2 protein-coding genes are annotated in these 1,069 nt (G+C 64.2%); both read left to right on the top strand.

Features of this window, described 5'->3' with window-relative positions; translation table 11 throughout:
- A partial coding sequence (locus BO39_RS29495) for a phospholipase D-like domain-containing protein (RefSeq protein ID WP_043840450.1) occupies nucleotides 1–537 on the top strand: 537 nt, incomplete at its 5' end.
- A gap of 262 nt (nucleotides 538–799) precedes the next feature.
- The coding region (locus BO39_RS29490) for a hypothetical protein (RefSeq protein ID WP_043840449.1) at nucleotides 800–1,069 on the top strand (270 nt) is incomplete at its 3' end.

The following is a 1,069-nucleotide window of genomic DNA, read 5'->3' as shown; positions in this document are numbered from 1 at the left end:
CAAGCGATCGACGGCGCCCCCGACAGTGACCAGCCGCTCATCTACCGCACCCTGCTTGCCACGATTGCCCTGGCACAGAAATCGATCCACCTCACCACCGGCTACTTCGTGCCCACTCCGGACCTGGCTCGTGCGCTTACCGACGCGGCCCGACGGGGTGTGGACGTGCAGATTGTCGTCCCCGGTCAGAGCGACAGCAGCGTTGCCATCGCGGCTGGACGCGCGGCCTACGGGGACTTGCTGGAGGCCGGGGTACGTATCCATGAGCGGCAGGGAAAGATCCTTCACGCCAAAACGGCAGTGGTGGACGGCGCTTGGTCAGCCATCGGCTCCTCCAACCTCGACTGGCGCAGCGCTGTCTGGAACAACGAGATCAACGCGATCATCCTCGGACGGGAGTTTGGTGAGCGGATGGAGGCCTTGTTCCGGCAGGATGTAGCGGCTTCCCGAGCGGTCGACCTTGTCGCCTGGCGCCGCAGGGGTTTGGATCAGCGCCTCCAGGAGCTACAGGCGAAGCTCGTTGAGACCCTGCTCTGATGGGGGCGACACGGCGCGGGCGCCGTTATCATGTGACCTGTACGCGGAAGCCTTGATCCGGCGCGGTGTGGTCGATTCCGTTGCAACCATTCGTGCTTCGAGGGAGGAGCATCCCTCGTGGGGCTGGTCACACGTGGCACTGTCGCGGCGGAAGTGCGACGAACTTGTTATTGCGATATTGCATCATAAATTCAAGCCTTGTGCGTTAGCTCCAGGGCTGACCTGGTCAGCCGGATAGCTCTGGGAGCGCGCACGCAGGACCATGGAACCCCTCTTCGACTTCGCGGCCCTGGTGGCACGCGCGACCGCTCACAATCCTGACGCCGACCTGATCCGGCTCTGCGATGCCCATCCAACGCTGCTGGCGGAGCTGAAGGCCAAGGGCACCGGCCGGGACTACTGCCCGCGTTGGCAGGCCTACGAGCGGAACCGGGATGCGATCAGTGCTGCCGTCCCCATGACAATGGCCGGCATCATCGCCAAGGCCCTTGCGGCCAAGGCAGAAGCCAGAGATTCAGATGGGACGGTCCAC

The sequence above is a fragment of the Roseomonas aerilata DSM 19363 genome (assembly GCF_000711725.1).
Classification (GTDB): domain Bacteria; phylum Pseudomonadota; class Alphaproteobacteria; order Acetobacterales; family Acetobacteraceae; genus Roseomonas; species Roseomonas aerilata.
This window is presented reverse-complemented; position numbering and strand designations above follow the sequence as displayed.